Genomic DNA, 15,253 nt, shown 5'->3' on the forward strand with positions numbered 1-15,253 from the left:
GACTGAGGGGTAGTCCCACGGAATTCGATAGCAGGATATCAGTTTGAGTCCGGAAACTCAGACTTGAATCTCGTAAACGCAGATCGTCATACCCTGCTTCAGGACCACTCCTCAGTCATCTGCGGCGACAACTCCCCTGACAAGGGGAGCCAAGTCCTCTCACCGGTTCTTGAAATACTTCAGCAGATGACTTTCGCGCGTAAGCAGCACCGCCGCGCACGCGCCGAGCATCACGCCCACGACCGCCGCCACCGGCACGCGCAGCAGCACGTCGGTCAACGCCGCGGCCTCATCACCGCGATTCTCCAGCCACACCCAAGCCAGCAACGGACTGACCAGCAGCACGCCTGCCACGGCCCACACCAGTGTTTCCAATCCGATCTGCATGAGCAACGCCATCTTCGGCACGCCGCAATGCAGCGCCGAAGCCATCTCCAACTTGCGCATCCGCGTGGCGATGTATCCCAGCACCAGCGCCGCCGCGAGCGCGATCCACGGCGTATAGGCGGTCAGTCGCGCCCCGAACAGAGCCGCGCTGTCCAGCGCGCTGCCCTTGGACGTGTTGAGTTTGTAGATCTGCGGCCGCTCCGCCTCGGTTCCCGTAGCGGTGCCTTCGCCCGCCAGCCGCAGCAATGATTCGAGGTTTTCGGTTTCGGGCCACGCGCGCACCCAGCATTGGTTGAACGCCGCTTCCGAATCCGCGGGCACCGGCGTCAGCGCCGCGTAGGAGAAGCCGGATTTGCGTCCGTCATCCGGCCAGTCGAATACGCCGGCCACCGTGACGTTGCGACCGTCTTTCAGTGCTAACGTTTGCCCCGCCGATACCGCGAACGGATCCGCCGCCTCCTTCGAGAGCAAGACGCCATCCACAGGAGCTGCTGAAGTCCCGCCACCGGCCACAATCGACTCCGCTCCCGACGCCACCGCACTTCCCGATGCGGCATTCGACGCGACCGCAGCACCGCTGCCCCACCCCGTGCCGGTGGTGCTCAGCATGAATACGTTGGCCGCGCCGGGCGTGATCTCCATTACGGGCACACCGGTGGACGGCAGGGCCGCGAACGTCATCTTCCGATCGGTCTGGCGCACGGCTCCGGCCGCCTGCACGCCATCCAGCGAAGCAAGCCGGTCGCAGGCCGCACCGTCGACGCGGTTGTTGTACTCCATGATCCAAGTGGATCCACCCGAGGCCACGTACTCGTCCGTCTGCTTCTGAATTGCGGCGATGGTGAGCCAGTCGGCGCCCGCCAGCAATGCCATCAGGCAGGCGAGTCCCACGGCCAACGCGCAGGCATGGCTGGTCCCGGTGATGAGGTCGCGCCATGCCTCCCCCAGCATGCCGGCCAGGCGCATATGCGGCCGGTTCATCCGTGTCCTGTCATTCATTGCGATGCCCCTGCCCTTGCTCATGCCCATTGACGGCCGGCGTCTCATCGCGCCCGGCGACCTCGTCGCTTTGCCAATCCCGCAAGTCGATGAGGTCGGTGCAGGCGTCGCGCGTGCGCGGGTCGTGCGTGGCCACCACCACGATCGCGCCGCTCATCGAGAGGTTGTGCAGGTGTTCGTTGACCGTGGCGGCGGTGTTGAGATCCAGTTGCGCGGTCGGCTCGTCCACAAGCAGGAGTCCGGCGTGGGAGGCCACACCACGGGCGAGCATGAGCCGTTGCGCTTCCCCGCCGGAGAGGTCCCGGAAGGGTTTGCGCGCCAACGTTGTCAGCCCGAAGGCATCCAGCAGTTCCATGGCGTGCGTTTCGGCGTCATGCCGCCGTTCGCCTCGCGCGATGAACGGCAATGCCACATGGTCGAGCGCGGACCGCCACGCCACGCCATGCGGGTTCTGCAGCACCCAGCACACGCGCCCGCATCCGATGCGTTCCACCGTGCCCGTCACCGGTGTGACCCATCCGGCGATGATGGACAGCAGCGTGGATTTGCCCGAACCCGACGGCCCGGTCAGCGCGTACACGTGCTTGGGGTGCAGGGTCATGGTCAGGTGCCGGAACAACATGTCCTCGCCGGTGCGGTCGAAGCTGTGCCCCACGTCCCGCAAGAGCACGCGACGATCCTCGCCGGCCGCATGCTCACTCGAAGAGGAATCCATATCCGCCCGACCATCCTGCGCATCGGCGGCATAGATCGCGGCACGAACCGATGTCTCGGCCCTCCCCCGCCATGAAGACCACAGGACGTTGCGCATCTCACTCACCGCCTTGAGCATCATGCGCAGTCGCGCCGCTCGAAACCGTGTCATCGGCGGGCATTCCACCAGTCGCGGCACTGCAATGCGCGCTGGTCCGCGGAGTCACGTCCACGTGGTCGAATGCCGAGGCACCGTCCACGGAGACCATCGTCTTGCCCAGTTGGGAGGCGACGATGGTGACCGGCACCGGTTTGGCGTCCACGCTCACGCATCCCGAACCGCCCGTGGCATCGTAGACGGCGGACGGCGGCACGCTGAGCGCGGTCAACGGTTGCGCGAGCTTCCAGTCGTAGGACACGTTCAACGTTCCTCCGGCCGATGCTCCGCCGGAGACCATCACGGATCCGCCGCCCGCGCTCATCGAACCGCTCTGGTCCGAGCCGAGCAAGGCCAGTCGGAAGGGTGCGGATGCGTTGACCGCAGCCAGCAGTGCCGGGTCGGTGAGCTCGGTGGTTCCTGCGGGCACGGTGAAGGTCTGGTCGCCGATGGTGATCGTGCGGTCGCCGGCCACCAGATCGCCGGCCGAGGCAGGAATCGTGGCCTTGAGCGGGATCGCGGCCGTGGTGAACAGGTCCACACCTGCCGTGATTTGCCGGCCCACGGCGATGGAGGATTGTTTGACCGTCACCGAATCGGCGGGCAGCCACACGAACGAATCGGAGCCAATGGACCAGCCGTTATCCGCGCCGATGCGGGCCGCGCCTTCGCTGTCAGCGAGCGCGTTGTAGGCGGCGATGGTGTCCCAGGTCATCCAATCGGAGTCGGGGGCGGCGTATCCGAGCCTGCGCAGCGCGGCGTTGAGCCCGGCCGCGTCAGGGCCTTGCGTGCCGCTGGTAAGGGTGCGGTAGAGCGGCACGTCGGTGTGCAGGGCGAGTATCGGCTTGGCGTCCACGTCGAACACGGTGCCGCCCGAGTAGATGGTGGTTCCGGCGCTGGCGGCCGTGCCGGTGATGGTTCCGCTCACCGGCGAAGTGACGGTGGAGGATTCTCCCAACGCCACGGCGAGCGCCACGGAACGTGAGTCGTCGAACCGGGCGGAGGCGACTTTCACCGTGGTCGCCCTGGTCGTGGAGACCAACGAAGGCGGAATCTGCGAGCGGGTCAGGAGGAATCCGCCGCCGACGCCCACCGCCAGCATCACCAGTGCGAGCAGCACCACGATGGAGACCGCCACGCCGTTGCGGGCTGCCCGCCGTTCCGCACGGTTCCGTTTGGCGGCCGCACGGGCTTCCTTCTTGCCGTTGCCGGTCTGCGTCCTGTCCATGATGGGCTCCTTGATGTCGTGGTGTCGTTCCGCCGCGTCGTTGCGGCGTCACTGGTTCATCGGATCGGTCTGGCACTGCCAGAACTGCGTGGCCTTGGCGGCGTCGTAGTTCGGATTGCGGATGCCGTCGTCGTTGTATTCCATGTAGACGTTGTAGAACTCGTTCCACTTGCGAATTCTCTCGGCTATCTGTTCCTCGCTCAACCCTTGCGAGCTGCTGACTTCCATGTCCAGGTATTCCTGTTCGGTCAACGGCTTGGGCAGCAGGTCGTGCGTCTTGAGACATTCGTACGACGCCTTATGGAGCGCCTCGGCGTCGAGGTTGTCCGGATTGTCCTGCATCGCGTCATACATCGATTCGACGTTCCACAGATCCGTCTTCTCGGCGCATTCCGAATTCTTCTGGTTCATCTCCTCATCGCTCAGCGCGCTTTCCCGCAGCCGGGCGAGCTGGCCTTTCGTAGCGACCAATCCGTAGGGTGCCAGGCATTGGTTCTGCGCATCGAGAATCTCGTTGAGTTCTGCATCGGTGATTTGGCAGTCCTCGAGGATGCGCTTGGCCAGTTCGGTTTTGGACTGGTCGTACGCACCCTTGAATTCGCTGGCGTACGGTCCGGTGAAGTCCGGTGCCTTGCAGGTCACGGAGGTTTGTTTTGAGCCGCTGCCCGTCGCACCGTTCGCGTTGTTCGCCGGCGCCCCGCACGCCGCAATCAACAGGACCAGCGGGATTACCGCGGCCGCAACCAGACGACGGGCTCCCCGACAGCCCGATCGTCTGACGTCGCCTGTTTCCCGAATCTTTCCGTTCATCGTCCCTCCATCGTCCATGACGGACCTCCTTGTCACGATTTCAGCTTAGGCACGGCATCCGCAAAGCCCGCAATCCCCCTGTAGTCGCTGGGACTACACTTCCGCTCACCACTCCCGAACACAACCCATAGCCTGAAGATATCGAAACGGACATCGAGGTCCGAGGAAAGGAACGATGCACGATGAAGCGCCCGCAAATCACCAAGGTCGCCGCTCCGCTGCTGGCCCTCGCGCTGGCGTGTTCCACCGCCGCATGCACCGGTCCGGCATCCACGCCACAGGCCGGAGCAAAAGCCGAGCCGACGTTCTCCGGACCATGGGCCGAGGACTTCCGCCGGTCCTATGACCAAGCCCGCGAAAACGGCAACACGTTCGCGCAGGATGTGCTGCGCGACGAGCGAATCACCGAGGCGGAGGCCACGGAGGTGGCGAGCCGGTACCAGTCGTGCATGGCGGATGCGGGGTTCGTATACGACTACGTGTATCCGGATGGTTCCGCCCAGATGCAGGCCGGCGATATGGGCGACGCCGAGCAGCAGCGGTTCAATGAGCAGGACATCATCTGTTCTAAGGAATCGGGCCAGTTTTTCATCACGCACCTGTACAACGCTCTGACTCAGGATCCGGATGGCGAACTGCGCAACCGCACCGCGGAGGAGGTACGTCAGGATCTGGCGGAATGTCTCAAGCGCAAGGACGCGGTCGGCCCGGAGTTCACCGCGGACGATGTTCCGCTCGTCGACGCAGACGGCGAGGAATACTTACAGTTCAGCCAACAGTTCAACCCCGGCGGCAAGTACTACAGCGAGCAGAACTACGAAAGCTGGATCCAATGCAATGACGACCCGCGCAAGTGAAAACGCCGGTCCTGTTGGTGGCCGCGTCGATCATCATCCGCACGCTTCGAGCTTTTGCCGATACCCCGCATCGGCGCGGCGGGCATCGGAGAACGGTCCGGTGCCCTCGCGGCTGTCCCGGTCGTAATCATCCACGGTGTACGACTGCTCCACCAGTCCTTCGCGCACATAGCAATCGACGATGGTCTGCCGGATGTCGGCGCCGTCGTTGTTCGGATTGGCCTGTACGGCGCTGGCCAGCTGCCATATGGTACGCGCGCCGTCCCTGGTCTCACAGGTCTGCAGGTCCTGGTTCACCGACCCGCCCCAGGCCGAGGATTCCTCCTGTGTCATGCCGCTGGGCGGATGCACGCTCATCGAGCCGAGCTCGCCCATATCGATGGAGTCCTTCGCGTATCCGTAATCGGTCAGGCATTGCACGATGCGGTCATTCACTTCGGCGAGTTCGGCTTGGGTGATGACGCCATCCTCCAGTATCCCCACGGCGAAGCCGTCGCCTTGCTCCTTGAGTTGCGCACGGGCTTGTTTGAGTTCCGCCGAATAGTGCGCGTTGAGATCGTATCCGTCTGCCGTTCCGGCGGCCGAACCGTCTCCCGCATTCGTGGCCGGTCCCGCACAGCCCGCCAGCATGCAGGCCATGCCAATCACGCACAGTGTCGTGAGCGTCACCACTGCCAGCCGACACCTCACTCGTTCGCCCTTCATGCCCAGCCTCCTTGCCGTTACGCAGCGCCCATGCGCCGCCTCATCGTCAACCGTACGGAAAGAAGCCGCATATGTCGCGGATAGACGTCGTCCTCAGGATGACAATCAGGATGACAAGGAGCGTCCGTGGCACATCACCGCTGCATATCACCCAGCGCGGCGGGATGGTCACTGCCATATGCCGCCAATGGCTCTATCCACCGGTAATCGGAGCCGATGGCACACTGGTCGATGACGTCCGACTGCTGTTCGCTGCTCATGGACCCGCGGATCGACACCACCGTCTGCCCATTGGTCTTGCCGTTCTCATCCACGAACGGCCGGGACTGCAGGCCGTAGACGGACAGGCATTGGTTGTACGCCAAGAAGACCTCGCTCCGTTCGTCGTCGGTCACCACGCCGTCCTCCAGCACATCACGCCCCACTTCGGTGTGCAGGTTGTTCCATGCGTTGAGGAATTCGTATTTGTGCGGTCCGGTGAAGTCCGGATGTTCGCTGGTGGTGGGCAGCGGGTCGTTCGCGCTCGTCTTCGCATTTGACTGCACATCCCGCCATGGTTCGGGCAGGAGCGAAACCGCAACCGTCACGGCGATGGCGGCGAGCGCCAGTATTACGGCCGTTGTGGTACGCCACCGGCGACTGCCTTGCCGCCGCATCCAGCTGGTGCAGCTCTTGTTCGAATCCGACTCCGAGTGCCGCATCTCGGACGACCCGGTCGTGTCAGCATCCGCGAACGTCTCATCATCACGGTCGGTCCGCTCGGCATCCATGACCCGTTTCATGATGCACGCCCCGATTTCGGCCGGACAGCTCCTGTCCCGGCGGGGATGCGCGCGTACAACACCCAGTCGCCATCCTCGGCGCTGGTATTGAGTTCGCCGCCGAGCCGCATGATGATGCGCCGGTGCATCGCCAGTCCGCTGCCGTGCGGCTTAAGTCCGGCGCTCCCATTCGCCGACATGATCGGGTTGGTTTCCATGATTTCGATGGCGTCGTCGCCGTACGTGACGACGCACCGGTACTCGCCTTGGGCCGGACCCATGTGACGGGTGATGTTGGCCGCGATCTCGCCGAGAAGATCGGCTGCGGCCTCGAACGATTCGTCCGCGTAATCCTGCGGTCTCTCGCCGCGCGATTCGATGGTGCCCGCGAATCCCAACTGTCCGAGCTTGGCCTTCGCATCCCGTATCGCCGTATCGATCGCATCTTGATGCCGGCCGACGCGGGGCGCGGATTGCCCGGTTCGTTCGGGCTGTTCCAGCAGATCGATGACGTGATGAATCTCATCCAGTACGGCCAGGGCCTGGTCGTTGACGAACTGCCAATCCTGACGCTCGGTCTGATGTTCCGCGTCGTTGCCGATGCGACGCAGTTGCCGTTGCGCGGTCAACGCGATGTACGAGAGTCCGCCGCTGGCCGAGTCGTGGATGCGCGAGGCCAGTCGCGTGTTGCGTTGCAACGTATCCAGCTGCCACTGCCGGCGTTCCAGCGCCATGGCCTGTTCGCGAATCTCGTCGCGCTGCCGACGCCAGCGGAAGGACATGCCGCCCATGGTGGCGAGCGTGAACATGCCGATGTAGTTGACCATGCCGATCCATGTGGCGGACAGCGCATTGAACGTGTTGAGCGCCACCGGTATGCATTCGGCGAGCGAGACGGTCAGGAGCGCCGCCACGGCCACCGGTATCGCGCTGTCGTATCCGATGATCGCGAGCGCCAGATACGCGGCCCACAGCGGGTTCGGACCGGACAGGTCGAGCACGAACAGTCGCGCCACCACGGTGACGATGATGAGCCAGCCGGAGATGCGAGGCAGGAAGGGCGAGAGCAGGATGCCCACCACCGAAAGCCCGGAGAACAGGAAGTTCAGCGGATAGATCGGCGGGATCACGGACCATTCCACCAGCGTGGCGGCGAGTGCGAACGCGGCGATGACCAGTCGGAACCAGTGCGCGCGCAGCCAGCGGAATGCGGCCGCCGGGCTGCCGGACGTGATTGCCGGTTCCCCGGACCTGATTCCGGCAGCCGCCGCGGGCCCGTTGTCCCGGCCGGCGCGCCCGTCCTCCCCGCTGGGAGCCGATATGCCGGCGTTCATCGTTCGCCTTCCGAGGCTCCGGTCCACAGGGCCACGGCCTGGCCTCGCGTGGTGACGCCGAGTTTGCGGATGGCCCGTTGGAGGTACGTCTTGACGCTGGATTGGCTCAGATGCATGTTCTCGGCGATCTGCTCGGTGTCCAGTCCGCGCGAGCACAGGTTCATGGCTTCGGCCTCACGATCGGAGAGCAGCAGTTGCCGCGGCGTGCGCCGTCCACCCAGCCTCGCGTGGGCCGCCGCCGCGGTCTCGAATCCCTCGCCCCAGGTACCGCCGGCGGCTACGGTGCGGATGGCCTGGATGATCGGCGTCTCCACGGATTTGGGCACGATGCCCTGCGCCCCGGCTTCGGCTGCCTTCGCCGCATACACGGCCAACGAGAACGAGGTGACGGCGAGGATCATCACGCGCGCGGTCTCGGTTCGAATGGTCTTGCATACCACCAGTCCGGACAGTTCGTCCATGGACATGTCGGTGAGCAGCACGTTGGGGCTGGTACGTGCGTCCAGGCAGCGGGCCACCGCGTCACGACCGGAGGTGGTCTTCCAGATGACGCGCGCCTCGGGCATGAGCTCGCCGATGGACCGTTCGAGGAACGCCAGGGAGAACTCGTCGTTGTCCAGCAGCCCGATGGTCACGATGGGACGGACCGTCTGGGTCGATTCGGTTTCGTCTTGCATATGCCGCTTCCCCTGTGATCGCCATGATCGTATAGCGTTGACTCCAACCGTATCACCGCACGGCAGGACTTCACGGCGATTCCTGTCGTCCGCAGGACTACATAGGGCTCTGTTAAACCATGATTGGCATGGCTCTTATTCTTGGCTCCCCTTATCAGGACATTGCCGTGAAGCAAACGGCAGGGCCGTTTGTAGGCAATGTGCGAGGCGACAGCCGAACCAATAGACGGTGAACGAAGTTCGTCATTAATTGCAGGACGAGCTGTCGGCGAAGCCGACTGAGGGGTAGTCCAATGGAATTCATATCAATCTCTGTTTGACAGAGCCTTACATATCCGCAAACCTTCCTAACAAAAGGTGGATAACCGCGGTTCCTTCCACACGCTGTCCACAACACGCCAAGGCGCGTCATGTTCTCCACATTCGCCGTTCGTACTTGTGTCCGAATGCACGCGCCCGGCACAGTGGAACCATGAATGCCATAGCCACAGAACCGCCGCCTTCCGCCCCGTATCGTTTCCACCGGGATATCCGCCCGACCGCCCCGCGTCCCTTCGACTGTCCGGGCAATGCTCCGCACACCGACTTCAATTCCAACGACCGGACCGGCACCGTCGCCGGCTATCGGCAACCTTCATTGGACGTTCCCGACGCCGGATCGTCCTCGCCTCTGGATCATCTCGCCGCCTTGATGGGCGACCGCACCATGAGCGCCAAACGGTTCGGCTCCCTCGGCGAGCAGTACGCAGCCAATTGGCTGGAAGTCCAAGGATGGGTCGTATTGTCTCGCAACTGGCGCACACGCTATGGCGAATTGGACATCGTCGCTCTCACTCCCGAACGCATCGTGGCGTTCGTGGAGGTGAAATCCCGCCGCAACGCCCAGTACGGCGTGCCGCAGGAGGCCGTGACGCCCACCAAACAGCGTAATCTCAGACGCGCCGCCTGCGAATGGCTCGTCGACCGGCGCAATCGCGTGCCCCATGCCGGCGTGCGGTTCGATGTCATCACCGTCGTGATGCATCTGGGCCGCCCCTCGGTGCTTCATATCCCCAACGCCTTCTGAAATACGGAAAGGAGCCACGCATGGCCATCGGCAGAACGCTCTCGGTCGGACTGGTCGGGCTCAAGGCCTTCATCGTGCAGGTGCAGGCGTTCATCAGTCCGGGCCTCCCCTACTTCAACATCATCGGATTGCCGGACACGAGCCTGTCCGAAGCCCGGGAACGGGTGAAATCCGCTTGCCACGCCTCGGGATTCGTCTGGCCGCAGACGCGCGTCACCGTGAACATGAGCCCGGCGGCGATGCCCAAGCGCGGCTCCTCGCATGATCTGGCCATCGCGGCCAGCGTGCTGTGCGCCGCCGGCGCGATCGGGCATGACTGTCTGGAGGACACCATCATGCTCGGCGAGGTGAATCTGGATGGCTCGGTGCTGCCCATCCACGGGTTGCTGCCGATCATGCTCCATGCCGAGGAACGCGGCATACGCAAGATGATCATCCCGTACCGCAATCTCGAGGAATCGGCCATGGTGGACGGCATGGACGTGATCGGAGTCAGGCATGTGGGCGAACTCATCGAGCTCATGGGAGGCAACGCCACCTACACCATTCCCGAGCTGATACTCGCCGATGACGAATCCGCGGAATCATCGCCGTCCGCAACACTCTCATGCGGCGATATGAGCGAGGTGCTGGGCCAGGAATACGCCAAATGGGCGTTGCAGGTGGCGGCGGCCGGTGGCCATAATCTCATCATGACCGGTCCTCCCGGCGCGGGCAAGACCATGCTGGCTTCACGATTGCCCGGCATCATGCCGCCGCTGGCCGAACCGGAGCAGCTGGAGGTGGCGTCGATCCGTTCCCTGTGCGGCACGCTGCCCCAGTACGGCATCACGGATGTGCCACCGTTCGAAGCGCCGCATCACACCGCCACCACGGCGGCGCTGGTGGGCGGAGGTAGCGGCATCGCCATGCCGGGTGCCATCACCCGGGCGCATCGGGGCATCCTGTTTCTCGATGAGGCGCCGGAATTCTCGGCGCGGGCGTTGCAGACGCTGCGCGAACCGTTGGAATCCGGGTATGTGGCCTTGTCACGGGCCAAGGGCAGCACCTACTATCCGGCACGATTCCAACTCATCATGGCCGCGAACCCCTGCCCGTGCGGATACTATTACGGCACCGGCGAGCGCTGTACCTGCAAGGAGAAGGATCGCACGAAGTATTTCTCCCGTCTGGTCGGGCCGATCCTGGATCGCGTGGACATCCAGTTGGCCGTGCCGCCGGTCTCCCGCATAGCGGTGCGCAACGAGACTCCGGGAGAGTCCAGCGCGCGGATCCGCGAACGGGTCATCGAGGCCCGGATGGTGGCCAAACGCAGGTTCCAGGAGTTCGGATGGACCTGCAACGCGCAGGCCTCAGGCAACTGGCTGCACGCGAACACGTCGTTGAAGGCCATGGAACTGGTGAACCAGGCACTCTCCAATCATCAACTCACGTTGCGTGGCGCCGACCGGGCCATGCGCCTGGCGTGGACGCTCGCCGACTTGAACGGCCGGTATTCGCCCACCGAGCAGGATGTCCATCAGGGTATCGAGTTAAGGACGAGGATGTAAATGACCGATCATCATGAGACTCAGACGGCTTCCCAAGCCGTCGATTCAGCTGCATCCGCGGCTCCTGCCGATACCGCCGTCTCCGTTCTCCCAGAAGTTCCCGTTTCCTCCGGCATCACCGACGGCTCCGAGAATCCCGCCGGCACCGCGCGCCGGGCGATTCCCTCCCCTTCCGTCGACGCCCTGTACCGGGCCGCGCTCACCTTCTGTCTGGATGGCACGGATGTGATGATGTACGCCACACTCAAGGGCGCGGGCAGCGCGGAATCGTTGTGGCACGCGCTGGCGCAGTCACATCCGAGCCATCCCTCCGAGGTATCCGGGCCGGCGTTGGCGCGCATCGACCGCATGTTCGTCAACGGCATCACCCGATGGGGACGAAGCGTCACCGCGGACATGATGAAGACCTTCCGCGCCTCCCTGTCCTCCTGGCATAATCGCATGCGTGACCTGCCCTCACAGGACATCCTGCATCTGGCCGATTGGTTCACTGCGGACGGCACGATGTGGCTGATCGGACCGAACCATCCATGCTGGCCGCATCAGTTGGCCGATCTCGCGATCCGCTCCGACTGGGCGCCGCCGCTGTGTCTGTGGATCCGGGGCGATCCCCGTGCGTTGACGAGCTGCGCCAAACCCATCGGCATCGTGGGTTCGCGTGATGTGAACGAATACGGGCGCTTCGTGGCGCACACCATGGCCGAGCAGGCCGCGGCCGCCGGCCATCTGGTGGTGTCGGGTGGGGCGATGGGCACGGATGCCGCCGCCCATTGGGGCGCGTTGAACGCGCTGCACGGGCGCAATCCCGCGAATGTGGGCAAGACCGTGGCCGTGTTCGCGGGCGGACTCAACCATATCGGGCCGATGCGCAACCGCACGTTGTTCGAGCGTATCGAGGCGCAGGGCGGCGCGCTCATCAGCGAACACTGCCCGGATACGATTCCCGAGGCAAGGCGTTTTCTGCTGCGCAACCGCATCATCGCGGCGTTGTCCTCCACACTGGTGGTGGCGCAGGCCCGGCTGCGTTCCGGGGCGCTCAACACCGCAGGCTGGGCGTGCGAGCTCATGCGCGAGGTGTACGCGGTGCCCGGAGACATCAACCAGCCATCCAACGCCGGCTGCAACAAGATGATCAGCGACCATCGCGCCATACTGCTGTGCGCCGCCACCTCCACCGACGACATCTGCCATGAGCGTCATCAGCCAACCATGGCGGCATGCCCCGGCTTCGCCGTGAAAACCGAGGATGCGCACGACCGGCAGGACGATGCAACCGCAACACCTGCCGCCGCTTCCTCATCAGGCGATTCGGCCTCTTCTCCCGCAAGCGGCGCCATCAAAGCCGGTTCGAGAGGCGAAGCAGGCCGGCCTCCCCTAGGACGGTCCGGCACCGGCGGACAACCCACCTTAGCCCAGGCCACGGCCTCTCCCGCCCGCACCCGCGCGAAACCCGGCTCCTCCGGGGTTCGCAGACAGGTGCCCGATCTACGGGAACCCGCCGATGCCGAAATGCAGCTTCCTCCCATCGACGTGAGCACCTTGCCCGAACCGCAGCGGCTGATGGTGGGTCTTATCCGTGAATGCCGTAGACGGCATCTCATCGTCACGCCGGATGCCCTGCTGAAGGTGGCGCGCGAACTGGCCGACGACGAGATCCCGGATATCGGCACCGTGCTGAGCCTGCTCGGCGCGCTGGAACTCAAGGGGGTGGTCGATCGCAAGGCGGACGCCGCCGCCCTGAGCAGCCGCGTCCGCTGATCGGCGGTTGGCTCCGCGCTCACGGAATGAAAATCGCGAACCAGCCTTCACGGGCCAATCCTTCGTATATCTGCTTCGTATATTGGCCTCGCGTATACCGGTCGGTCATGCCGGTTCTCGCATATCAGTCGTTGCAACCTGTCTCATGCCGTCAAGGCCACTGTTCGGCGGGTGTGCGAGAATCGAGACCATGAGTCCGAAACGTTTGGAAGATATGTATGATGCGGTGATCGTCGGCGCCGGAGCGGCCGGCCTGTCGGCGGCGTTGGGGCTGCTCAGGTCCCCTGAGATCGAGGATCTCAGGGCACAGGGCGTGGACCCGAAGATCCTGGTGGTCTCCAAATTGCAGCCGCTGCGTTCGCATACCGGCTCCGCGGAGGGCGGCATCGCGGCCAGCCTGGGCAACGTAGAGTCCGACGACTGGCATTGGCATTACTACGACACCATCAAGGGCGGCGATTGGCTGGTCGATCAGGACGCGGCCCGTCTACTCGCCGAATACGCGCCGGAGACCGTGATCAACCTGGAGCGTCAGGGCGTGGCGTTCTCCCGTACCGAGGACGGTCACATCGCCCAGCGCCGGTTCGGCGGCCACACCCGTGATTTCGGCGGCGAACCGGTCAAGCGCGCGGCCTATGCGGCGGACCGTATCGGCCATCAGATCCTCCACACGCTGTGGCAGCAGTGCGTGGCGCAGGGCGTCGAGTTCGCCGAGGAATGGTACGTGACCGATCTGGTGCTCGCCGATGACGGTTCCCAGGCGGCCGGCATCGTGGCTCTGGACACCCATGCGGGCAAGGTCCAGGCCGTTCACGCGCGCAATGTGCTCATCGCCACGGGTGGCGCGGGCCGGCTGTTCCATACCACGTCCAACTCGTGGGATCTGACCGGCGACGGCATGGCGCTGGCCTTGGCCGCGGGGCTGCAGCTGGAGGACATCGAATTCGTGCAGTTCCATCCCACCGGACTGGCACATACCGGTATTCTGCTGTCCGAGGCGGCCCGCGCCGAAGGCGGCGTGCTGCGCAATGCGGACGGTGAGGCGTTCATGGAACGCTACGCTCCCGAGCACCGGGATCTGGCGGCCCGAGACGTGGTCTCCCGCTCCATCATGGCGGAGATCGACGCCGGCCGAGGCGTCGCGGACCCCAAGGATCCGGACGGCCCGAAGGACTGCGTCTGGCTGGATATGACCGGCATCGCCCCCGAACGCATGGCCGAGGCCCTGCCGCAGGTGGTCGAAACCATCGAACAGTATGCGAACCTCGATCCGGCCAAGGACTGGGTGCCGATCAAGCCCACCGCGCATTACACGATGGGCGGCATCCCCATCACCACTGACGGCGAGGTGTACCGCTGGAACGAATCGGACGACAGCGACCTGGCCAACGCCCATCCGGAATGGCTCATCGACGGTGTCCTGCCGCCGTCCAGGACCCTCGGCGATCGCGTCGTCGTCGACGGTTTGTTCGCGGCCGGCGAATGCTCCTGCGTGTCCGTGCATGGTGCGAACCGACTGGGCGGCAACTCGCTGCTGGACGCCTGCCTGTTCGGCACGCGGGCTGGTCGGACCATGGCCGCGCGTATCGCCGAAAATCCGGTGGACTCCCCCATGGCGGACGATTCGACCGATGATGCGCTGATCGAGGCGGCCGATCAGGCCAAGTTCCGTCGCGCGACGGAACTGGCCGATCTGCTGGCCGGCAACACGGACATCTCCGGGGACTCCGACGGCGATTCCGACGCCGAAGCGGCATCGGCCAACGGCAACCCGTACGAGCTCATGGCCCGTCTCGGCTCGCTCATGGACCGTGCGCTGGCCGTGCGTTGCAACGCCGAATCCATCGTCGCCGCAAGCGACCAGCTCGACAGCACCTTCAGGCCCGCGGCGGAAGCCCTGCGCGCGCACAGCGATACGGCCGCGTTCAATCAGGAGATCACCGCCATCTGGGAGGTCCGTCACCTGGTCGAGCTGGCGGGTGCCGTGCTCGCGGCGTCGGGCGCACGCAAGGAATCCCGCGGCGCGATGTACCGGACCGATCATCCCGAACGTGACGACGAGCGGTTCCTCGCCCATTCCATGATTCGTCTGCTCTCCCCGGAAGAACGAGACCGTCTGCACGACGAAATCGCCAAGGCCGGCCAGGACGAGCCGGCCCCGGTTTTTGCCGCGCATCCCATCTCCTGGCAGCCGGTGCACATCACCGACTACCCGCCCAAGAAGCGCGAATACTAACGGATACGGATACCCAGCGGGCTCCCCTCACCGAG

Annotated in this window: 13 protein-coding genes; 5 read left to right on the forward strand and 8 right to left on the reverse strand. The window is 64.6% G+C overall.

Annotated elements, in window-relative coordinates:
- Positions 1-159 precede the first annotated feature (159 nt).
- Genes KIH81_RS00085 through KIH81_RS00100 form a run of 4 tightly spaced genes read right to left on the reverse strand, consistent with a single transcriptional unit; the run spans position 160 to position 4,106 of the window.
- Entirely contained in the window at positions 160-1,368 is a 1,209-nt protein-coding gene (locus KIH81_RS00085; protein WP_214303532.1) for a hypothetical protein, read from the reverse strand.
- Between the two features lie 10 nt (positions 1,369-1,378).
- Positions 1,379-2,251: an ATP-binding cassette domain-containing protein gene (locus KIH81_RS00090; protein WP_236029018.1), complete on the reverse strand. Its 873-nt coding sequence runs from the start codon at positions 2,249-2,251 to the stop codon at positions 1,379-1,381.
- Positions 2,199-3,464 carry a hypothetical protein gene (locus tag KIH81_RS00095; RefSeq protein WP_214303533.1) on the reverse strand — a complete coding sequence of 422 codons (1,266 nt, stop codon included), beginning with the start codon at positions 3,462-3,464 and terminating at the stop codon, positions 2,199-2,201. The genes KIH81_RS00090 and KIH81_RS00095 overlap by 53 nt, the downstream gene beginning before the upstream one ends.
- A 48-nt stretch (positions 3,465-3,512) precedes the next feature.
- Positions 3,513-4,106: a hypothetical protein gene (locus tag KIH81_RS00100; RefSeq protein ID WP_214303534.1), complete on the reverse strand. Its 594-nt coding sequence runs from the start codon at positions 4,104-4,106 to the stop codon at positions 3,513-3,515.
- A 350-nt stretch (positions 4,107-4,456) separates the two neighbouring features.
- Here KIH81_RS00100 and KIH81_RS00105 point away from each other — a divergent pair, with 350 nt between their 5' ends.
- Positions 4,457-5,131 (forward strand): hypothetical protein, encoded by a 675-nt coding sequence (locus KIH81_RS00105; protein WP_214303535.1) that lies wholly within the window; start codon positions 4,457-4,459, stop codon positions 5,129-5,131.
- Between the two features lie 33 nt (positions 5,132-5,164).
- Here the strand turns inward: KIH81_RS00105 and KIH81_RS00110 are convergent, their stop codons facing one another.
- The 4 genes from KIH81_RS00110 to KIH81_RS00125 all read right to left on the reverse strand — a co-directional run bounded on the left by KIH81_RS00110 (position 5,165) and on the right by KIH81_RS00125 (position 8,608).
- Positions 5,165-5,836 carry a hypothetical protein gene (locus KIH81_RS00110; RefSeq protein WP_214303536.1) on the reverse strand — a complete coding sequence of 224 codons (672 nt, stop codon included), beginning with the start codon at positions 5,834-5,836 and terminating at the stop codon, positions 5,165-5,167.
- Between the two features lie 134 nt (positions 5,837-5,970).
- Entirely contained in the window at positions 5,971-6,618 is a 648-nt protein-coding gene (locus tag KIH81_RS00115) for a hypothetical protein (protein ID WP_214303537.1), read from the reverse strand.
- On the reverse strand, positions 6,615-7,931 hold the full coding sequence (locus KIH81_RS00120; protein ID WP_214303538.1) for a sensor histidine kinase: 1,317 nt from the start codon (positions 7,929-7,931) through the stop codon (positions 6,615-6,617). Before KIH81_RS00120 ends, KIH81_RS00115 begins: the two co-directional genes overlap by 4 nt.
- A complete protein-coding gene (locus KIH81_RS00125; protein ID WP_214303539.1) occupies positions 7,928-8,608 on the reverse strand; it encodes a response regulator transcription factor in 681 nt (226 codons plus the stop codon). Before KIH81_RS00125 ends, KIH81_RS00120 begins: the two co-directional genes overlap by 4 nt.
- Before the next feature lie 637 nt (positions 8,609-9,245).
- On the opposite strand from KIH81_RS00125, the gene KIH81_RS00130 reads away from it, so the two are divergent.
- The 4 genes from KIH81_RS00130 to KIH81_RS00145 all read left to right on the forward strand — a co-directional run bounded on the left by KIH81_RS00130 (position 9,246) and on the right by KIH81_RS00145 (position 15,218).
- Positions 9,246-9,674, forward strand: coding sequence for a YraN family protein (locus tag KIH81_RS00130; RefSeq protein ID WP_236029054.1), 429 nt, complete (start codon positions 9,246-9,248; stop codon positions 9,672-9,674).
- A gap of 20 nt (positions 9,675-9,694) precedes the next feature.
- A complete protein-coding gene (locus KIH81_RS00135) occupies positions 9,695-11,224 on the forward strand; it encodes a YifB family Mg chelatase-like AAA ATPase (protein WP_214303541.1) in 1,530 nt (509 codons plus the stop codon).
- A gap of 228 nt (positions 11,225-11,452) precedes the next feature.
- Positions 11,453-12,982 (forward strand): DNA-processing protein DprA, encoded by a 1,530-nt coding sequence (locus KIH81_RS00140; RefSeq protein ID WP_338024714.1) that lies wholly within the window; start codon positions 11,453-11,455, stop codon positions 12,980-12,982.
- Positions 12,983-13,172: 190 nt separating this feature from the next.
- Complete coding sequence (locus tag KIH81_RS00145) at positions 13,173-15,218, forward strand: FAD-binding protein (RefSeq protein WP_214303543.1); 2,046 nt, start codon at positions 13,173-13,175, stop codon at positions 15,216-15,218.
- Positions 15,219-15,253 lie beyond the last annotated feature (35 nt).

It is taken from the genome of Bifidobacterium miconisargentati (assembly GCF_019331675.1).
GTDB lineage: Bacteria > Actinomycetota > Actinomycetes > Actinomycetales > Bifidobacteriaceae > Bifidobacterium > Bifidobacterium miconisargentati.